General features: G+C 46.3%; 6 protein-coding genes. All 6 read right to left on the bottom strand.

Annotation, left to right across the window (positions count from 1 at the left end; genetic code table 11):
- Positions 1-84: 84 nt before the first annotated feature.
- Positions 85-1,587, bottom strand: coding sequence for a DHA2 family efflux MFS transporter permease subunit (locus tag AC5V8P_RS05955; protein ID WP_064796464.1), 1,503 nt, complete (start codon positions 1,585-1,587; stop codon positions 85-87).
- On the bottom strand, positions 1,571-2,056 hold the full coding sequence (locus AC5V8P_RS05960) for a MarR family winged helix-turn-helix transcriptional regulator (protein WP_064796463.1): 486 nt from the start codon (positions 2,054-2,056) through the stop codon (positions 1,571-1,573). Before AC5V8P_RS05960 ends, AC5V8P_RS05955 begins: the two co-directional genes overlap by 17 nt.
- Before the next feature lie 262 nt (positions 2,057-2,318).
- Positions 2,319-2,789 carry a MarR family winged helix-turn-helix transcriptional regulator gene (locus AC5V8P_RS05965; RefSeq protein ID WP_063213403.1) on the bottom strand — a complete coding sequence of 157 codons (471 nt, stop codon included), beginning with the start codon at positions 2,787-2,789 and terminating at the stop codon, positions 2,319-2,321.
- 275 nt (positions 2,790-3,064) lie between these two features.
- Positions 3,065-5,527, bottom strand: a complete 2,463-nt coding sequence (gene gyrA, locus AC5V8P_RS05970) for a DNA gyrase subunit A (protein ID WP_064796462.1) — start codon at positions 5,525-5,527, stop codon at positions 3,065-3,067.
- 22 nt (positions 5,528-5,549) lie between these two features.
- On the bottom strand, positions 5,550-7,529 hold the full coding sequence (parE, locus tag AC5V8P_RS05975) for a DNA topoisomerase IV subunit B (protein ID WP_063213405.1): 1,980 nt from the start codon (positions 7,527-7,529) through the stop codon (positions 5,550-5,552).
- A gap of 98 nt (positions 7,530-7,627) precedes the next feature.
- Positions 7,628-8,039, bottom strand: a 412-nt coding sequence (locus AC5V8P_RS05980) for a DUF2705 family protein (protein WP_495473577.1), incomplete at its 5' end; no start/stop codon positions are given.

Below are 8,039 nucleotides of genomic sequence, written 5' to 3' on the forward strand. Positions count from 1 at the left end.
ACCACAAATAACCCGCATGCATGTAGACAAACATGCAGTGCGGGTTATTTTTTTTCCCAAAAGCAAATTAAATGATATCTATGCTCATGATGAGGAAGCCACCGTCTTCCCCTTTTTGCTATTGGCCAGTCGTTGACGAGAACGAGCGTTTTGAGCATTCGTATTTTTGATAAAAAACGCTAAAATCAAAGCTGTCACACTCAATAGTGTTGCTATGATAAAAGCCGAGTTAATACCGTAAATCGTAGCTTGATTACCTGCAGCCAGCATTACTGCTTTGTCTGTAACATTCAGTCCCTCAGATGCGACAATCGTGGTCAAACGGTTGCTGGTCTGAGAAGACATCACCGTCACCAGAATAGCAGTCCCAATTGAGCCGGAAATCATCCGCAGCGTATTGCTCATCGCCGTACCATGTGCATTCAAGCGTTGCGGAAGCTGATTCAGTCCGGCCGTTTGGATCGGCATCATCAGCAATGACATCCCGAACATCCGCACCGTATAATTGATTAACAGTGTCATATAAGTGGTTGATTCGGTCAAACGTGTAAATTCCCATGTCGTTACAGTCATAATCAACAACCCAATTACAGACAACCAGCGTGCCCCAATTCGGTCAAAAATAGCCCCCGTCACCGGAGACATAATCCCCATTAGAATTGCTCCCGGTAACATTAGCATACCAGACTGGAGCGGTGTAAAACCGCGAATATTTTGCAAGTAAATTGGAAGCAATATCATACCGGCATACAAAGCCATCGTCACAATCACGTTAATGATTGTCGTTAAGCTGTACACATCGTATTTAAAGATACGGAACTCCAGCATAGGCTCATCTACCTTCAGTTGGCGGACAATAAATAACACAAGCGCAATCGTCCCAACGATGAGTGTAGACAGGACCGGAACACTTCCCCAGCCCGATGTTCCAGCATCACTAAAGCCGTATAACAGCCCGCCGAAACCAAGTGTAGATAAAATGACGCCGAGAATGTCCAGCTTAGGCCTGGATTGCTCGGTTACATTTTTCAGAAAAATAAATCCGATCACAATCGAAATCACTGAAATTGGCAGGATGATCCAGAACAATATTCGCCAGTCATAATGCTGGACAATATAACCGGATAAGGTTGGTCCAATGGCTGGAGCAAACCCCATCGCAAGTCCCAGCGTTCCCATCGCACGGCCACGTTGCTCTATTGGGTAGATGTTCAAGATAACGACCATCATTAAAGGCATCATAATCCCTGCACCTGCAGCCTGAATAAGCCGACCGATCAGCAATATGCTAAAACTTGGCGCTATAGCACATAACAATGTCCCAATTGAAAAGATAGTCATTGCACTCATAAACAATGTACGAGTGGAGAAACGGGCAATCAAGAATGCGGTCACCGGGATCAATACCCCGTTCACGAGCATAAAGCCTGTGCTAAGCCACTGAGCTATATTGGCATCTACATTCAGATCACTCATCATTTTCGGTAAAGCTACACTTATCAACGTCTGGTTTAGTATTGCAACAATAGCGCCAATCAACAGAGCGGCCACAATAGGGGCTCTGCGGACATTACCTGATAGTGTCATTTGAGGACTGCTCAAGTTGATTCATTCCTTTCGATGTTAATTTCATGATCATTTGTTTGTGGATATCCAGGACCATATCGAGCTGCTCCTTCGGGATATCCAGAATAGGCAAGACACGCTCCATCCACATGGCGTCTACCTTTTGCATTATGTCTTTTCCTTCCGGCGTAAGCGTCAGTACTAGTGATCTGCGATCATGCTCATGCCGTCCGCGGACGATATATCCCGCTTTGGTCAAGCGGTCAACCACTCCGCTCATAGAGCTGTTTCCCACATGAGCTATCTCTGCCAGCTCAGATAACCCAATATTGGGGCGTCTATTCAGAATCGCCAAAGTCATGTGCTGAATGGCCGTCAGATCAAGATGCTGCTCCTCATTCCAGAAAGCATAAAATATGGTCTTGTTAACCTCCCTTACTGATTGAATAATCCGATACACCTCAAGTCTGTCTTCCTCTCTGTTACTCACTAGAACCATCCTTCTTCCTATTACCCAATTCGCTATCCTTATACATAAACTATTAACTATTTGCATGCTAATTGTTATTTATTCATAACTGTTATTTTATCATCCCTTATGTAAATGTCAACATTTCCATAAACGCCCCTTACGAAAGAACACAAAAAAACGCGGACATGATACCATAACCGGTATTGATCCGCGCACTTTTATTGACCTTAGATGCTAATCTGCTGTGTAGTAGCTACATTTCATGTTTCCACTCGTCTGACTATTCCGCTCGCTCTATTTGTTCCTTTATCCCCTCATCTTCACTGGCTGATACAACCGTTTTCGTCTTCGTTGTAATTTTCCCCAACAAATAAACCAACAAATTCTGATTGTGCTGAGATATCCGATTTAGTGCAGAACCCAGAAAATCGTCCCGGATTTGCAATCCACGCTCCACTTCTTCTCTGCCTTGATCCGAAATAACAATCCATACAATTCTACGGTCCTTTACGTCTCTGAACCGGGTGACTAGTCGATTCCGCTCCATCCGATCCAGTAGCATCGTAACTGCCGCAGGTGTGGTGGCGAGATATGGGATTAGTTGAGACGGCTTCATACGGCCATATTCGTTCAGAACCTCCAGCACCGTGAGTTGAGCCTCCGTTAGAGATGGAGCTAGTTGCTGCTCCATATGAACCTTGTAATCCTTAGCCATTCTGGACCAGATTTTTGCAAATTCGGTCGTTTGCATTTTGCCTCACTCCTTTAAATAACAGGGTCAGTAAAAGCATCAAAGTTAACGTATGGGCCACCGTCCGGATTGTAATTCATCACATTAAATTTTCGCCATTCCGCCCCAGTTTCCTGCCGTTTTTGGAGTGTCAAATGAAAAGGGGAAGGAAGTCTCACTCCGGATTTGGAGGCGGGTCAAGGTTCGACAGCATGACGGCAAAAAGGTCCTCATTCGTGCCGGAACGGCACGTGAGGACCTCTCTTTTTCGAGCTAAAAAACGCTTGACTTTATAATTATTCTACTGCCTGTGAACTCTGCGGCTCACTACGCGGCAGCACATTTACAATTTCGTCCTTCTTCTCTACAGGAGCTAGCAGCTTGCCTGTATCCTTGCGGTCAGTTAAAGGAGCTTTTTCCGAAAGGAAGGACATCGTCTGCCCTTCTGATGTGATGACAAATAATTGAACAGCTTCACGACAATAGAAGGCAGCCACGATTCGAGTTCCGTTCGAACGCACCCGCTTGCCTTCCTTGAATTCGAAGGTGCTGATTCCTTTACCGCCTCTTCCCTGAGAAGGATAATCCAGCAGAAGCGTACGCTTGCCGTAACCGGATTCGGTGAGGACCAGCACCTCTCCTTCGTCTTCTTCTACCCATAGCGCTGCGACAATCTCATCGCCTTCTGCCAGTTGTATACCTTTGACACCCGCTGAAACGCGGCCCATGGCATTAACCTCTTGCTCCTTGAAGCGTATGCTCATCCCCGCACGGGTAATTAACATAATATCCTTGCTATTGTCACTTAACGTTACTGATAATATCTCATCGTCGCCAGCCACCTTGCAGGCTGCTACAGCACTGGAGCGCTTTGTGGCATATTCCGTAAGTTCTGTTCGTTTGACTTGCCCTCTCTTCGTTACAAACACCAGACTTTTGCCGATTTCCTCCATGTTTTTGATCGGAATAACGCTTATGATACGATCTTCCTTCGCTAGCGAAATGACATTGACAATTGGAGTGCCCGGCTCTTTCCACTTATACTCCGGTACCTGATGCACAGGAAGCAAAAAGTATTGTCCACGCTGGGTGAAGACGAGCAGCACGTCAAGTGTATTCACGTCAAGGAACTGGGTTATGTAGTCCCCTTCTTTAACACCGGAGTTGGAACGTTCCCCGCCAGAACGAGTGAACGATAGCATACTCGTACGTTTCACATAGCCATCTTTCGAGAGGGTCAGCAACACGTCCTCTGCCGCAACCATGACCTCCAGATTTACTTTAATCTCTTCTACCTCACCCTGTATCTCCGAACGACGGTCAATGCCGTACTTTTCACGAATTTCCAGCAGCTCCTTGCGGATCAGACTGATCAGCTTGCGGTCACTTTCCAGAATGGAACGGTAATGGGTAATTTTTTTCTGAATGTCCGCAAGTTCTTTTTCGAGGGTGGTAATCTCAAGATTCGTAAGACGATACAATTGCAGAGTCAAAATGGAATCCGCCTGACGTTCACTAAAGCCAAACATCCATTGCAAATTATTTTGTGCATCCTGGCGGTTTTTGGAAGCTTTAATAGCCGCGATGACCTCATCCAGAATGTTCAGCGCCTTGACTAAGCCTTCCAGTACATGCGCGCGGTCCTCAGCCTTTTCCAATTCAAACTTGATACGGTTTGTGACAACTTCGCGCTGGTGTGCAATATATGCTTCCAAAATGGATTTTAATCCAAGCTGATGCGGCGCTTTGTTTACGATGGCTACCATATTGAAATTATAAGCGACCTGGAGATCGGTTTTTTTCAGCAGATATGCCAAAATACCTTCTGCATCGGCTTCCTTCTTCAGCTCGACAACAATACGCAGGCCATTTCGTCCACTCTCGTCACGGACCTCGGCAATTCCTTCTACCTTTTTCTCCAGACGGATATTTTCCATAGCAGTTACGAGTCTGGATTTAACAACCTGGTATGGAATCTCTGTAATAACCAGTTGCTGCTTGCCACCACGCAAAGACTGAATTTCCGTTTTAGAACGGATATAAATACGTCCTTTGCCTGTTCTGTAAGCATCCTTGATGCCTTCGCCACCCATAATGAGTCCACCAGTCGGGAAATCCGGGCCTTTAATAAAGGTCATGATTTCTTCCAGCTCGATCTGTGGCTTTTCCATCACTGCGATAGTGGCGTCAATTACCTCACGTAAGCTGTGCGTTGGAATTTCAGTTGCAAAGCCTGCTGAAATCCCGCTTGAGCCGTTTACCAACAGATTAGGATAACGAGATGGCAGCACAACAGGTTCCTTGGCCGAGTTATCAAAGTTGTCCTTGAACAAAACCGTGCGTTTTTCGATATCACGCAGCATTTCCATTGCGATCGGAGACAAGCGCGCCTCCGTGTAACGCATAGCTGCTGCAGGATCATCATCCTGAGAACCCCAGTTGCCATGACCGTCCACCAGTACGTGGCTCATTTTCCAAGGCTGTGCCATCCGTACCATACCATCATAAATAGATGAATCACCGTGAGGATGGTAATTACCCATAACATCCCCAACGGTTTTGGCGGATTTGCGATATGCTTTTTCCGGAGTATTACCCGAATCGTACATCGCGTACAGAATCCGACGTTGTACGGGCTTTAATCCGTCCCGCACATCAGGTATTGCCCGATCCTGAATTATATATTTGGAATATCGGCCAAAACGGTCACCGACCATTTCCTCCAGATAAGCTGGCAAAAATTGCTCCGATAAGCTCATGTCTACACCTCATTTAATAGCACTACTCTACGTATTCCGTGAAATCCACGTTTTCCACGATCCAGCGCTTACGTGGATCTACCTTGTCACCCATCAATGTGGACACACGGCGTTCAGCTTTGGCAGCATCCTCAATTTGAACGCGCAACAGGGTGCGTGATTCGGGATTCATTGTCGTTTCCCATAACTGATCAGGATTCATCTCCCCGAGTCCTTTATAACGTTGAAGCTCAAAATTCCGTCCAAATTCTTTTAGGTAATTATCAAGCTGCTCGTCAGTCCAGGCATAACGAACCGTTTCGAGCTTACCCGACTTGCGGGTTATTTTATACAATGGCGGCTGAGCAATAAATATGCGTCCTGCATCAATGAGTTCTTTCATGTACCGATAAAAGAACGTCAGCAACAGTACTTGAATGTGCGCGCCGTCCGTATCTGCGTCGGTCATAATGATGATTTTGGAATAATTGCTGTCTTCCAGCGAGAACTCTGTTCCTACCCCCGCGCCAATCGCTGCCGTAATAGCACGGTACTCATCATTTTTCATAATATCGGCCAGCTTTGACTTTTCCGGATTCATCGGCTTGCCCTTTAACGGTAAAATAGCCTGGATCTTGGAATCTCGACCCTGTTTGGCCGATCCTCCCGCCGAATCGCCTTCCACGATAAATAATTCATTACGTGTAAAATCTTTAGACTGCGCAGGCGACAGCTTACCATTCAAATTAGAACTTTCACTGCGCTTCTTGCCAGAACGCATTTCGTCCCGAGCCTTACGCGCAGCTTCACGTGCTTTGGACGCTTGAACTGCCTTTTTAATCAAAGTTTGCGCAATCTGTGGATTTTCTTCCAAGAAACGCTGCATCTGTTCAGATACGATGGCATCCACTGTACTTCGTGCCGAAGCACTCCCCAGCTGATCTTTTGTCTGACCGACAAATTCAACCTCAGCCATCTTGACACTGATTACAGCCATCATGCCCTCACGTAGATCGTTACCCTCCAGGTTTTTATCCTTTTCCTTCAACAGCGCTGTTTTGCGTGCATAGTCATTCATCACACGAGTGTAAGCGGTTTTGAAGCCTGTTTCATGCGTTCCCCCGCCACGTGTTGGAATGGAGTTAACGAACGAAGCAATCGTCTCTGTGTAACCAGCATTGTATTGGATGGCAATCTCTACTTCAATGTCCTCTTTCTCAGCATTAAAGTGAATAACATCATGCAGTACATCCTTGCCCTCATTCAAAAAAGCAACAAACTGACTCGCTCCACCCTCATAATAATATTCATCTGACTTTCCACTGCGTTCGTCTTTAAGCTGAATACGAAGGCCGGAATTCAGAAAGGCAATTTCCTGAAGGCGCTCAGCCAGTGTATCATAGTTAAAATGGATGCCTGACTGAAAAACGCGAATATCCGGTTTAAATGTAACTTTTGAGCCCGTCTTGTTAGTATTGCCCAGCACTTCAAGGCCTGTGGTCGGTTCACCGACATGCTCCACGCCCTTCTTGTCCTGCCAATATTCGAACCGCTGACGGTGAATCTTGCCGTCCCGGTAGATTTCCACTTCAAGCCATTCCGAAAGAGCGTTCGTTACAGACGCACCTACCCCATGCAGACCCCCGGACTTTTTATATCCCGAACCGCCAAACTTACCTCCGGCGTGCAAAATGGTGAATACAACTTGAGGCGTAGGAATTCCCATTTTATGCATTCCCGTAGGAATACCGCGCCCGTTGTCTGATACTGTAATAGAGCCGTCCTTATGCATTGTGATATCAATGCGAGAGCAAAACTTGGCAAGATGTTCATCCACCGCGTTGTCTACAATTTCCCATACCAAATGATGCAGTCCCGAAGAACTGGTGCTCCCGATGTACATGCCCGGCCGTTTGCGAACTGCCACAAGCCCTTCGAGCACTTGAATGTCGTCCGCGCCATATTCTGAAGCTCCGTTCTGTGTACCGGAAGCTCCCGCAGACAAGTCGATTTTGTCGACCATTCATGCTCCCCCTTTGTCTAATCGTAACCGTGTTTTGCTTTATTCTTGATGGTTTTCACCAAAAATGCAAACAGATGTTTTCTTTTACCTTGTCCATTTTAATTCAATATATCCCGTTTCGTAAAGACGGCGAATGAAACAATCAATGCCGCAGCCCCCCAAATGCCTAGTACAGCTAAAGAAAACGGAAGGGTCATTCCCTCAATCGGGGCAGGGCTTCCAGATAAATAATCGGTTAATCCCAGGTTAACCATAAATAAATATTTCGCGCTCTGCCAAGATGAAGCCATGTTGGTCAGGATAGTGCCCGAAATGAGCGCAGCCATCATGACCACGATACTTGCTGCTGTACTACGCACCAGAACAGATACCATAAAGGCTAACGAAGCAACCACCAGACTGACAAACCAGATCAATCCGGCTTGCAGTATCAGATAATGCCATTGTGGAATTGCATGGACAGCAGACATATTCACCGTCGCCCCCACAATTTGAAAGCCGGTAAATACC

It is taken from the genome of Paenibacillus sp. N119s, from assembly GCF_059447605.1.

Coding starts and splice junctions, on each gene's coding strand:
- AC5V8P_RS05955 (WP_064796464.1), bottom strand. CDS start 1,587: ATGACACTATCAGGTAATGTCCGCAGAGCCCCTATTGTGGCCGCTCTG.
- AC5V8P_RS05965 (WP_063213403.1), bottom strand. CDS start 2,789: ATGCAAACGACCGAATTTGCAAAAATCTGGTCCAGAATGGCTAAGGAT.
- gyrA (WP_064796462.1), bottom strand. CDS start 5,527: ATGAGCTTATCGGAGCAATTTTTGCCAGCTTATCTGGAGGAAATGGTC.
- parE (WP_063213405.1), bottom strand. CDS start 7,529: ATGGTCGACAAAATCGACTTGTCTGCGGGAGCTTCCGGTACACAGAAC.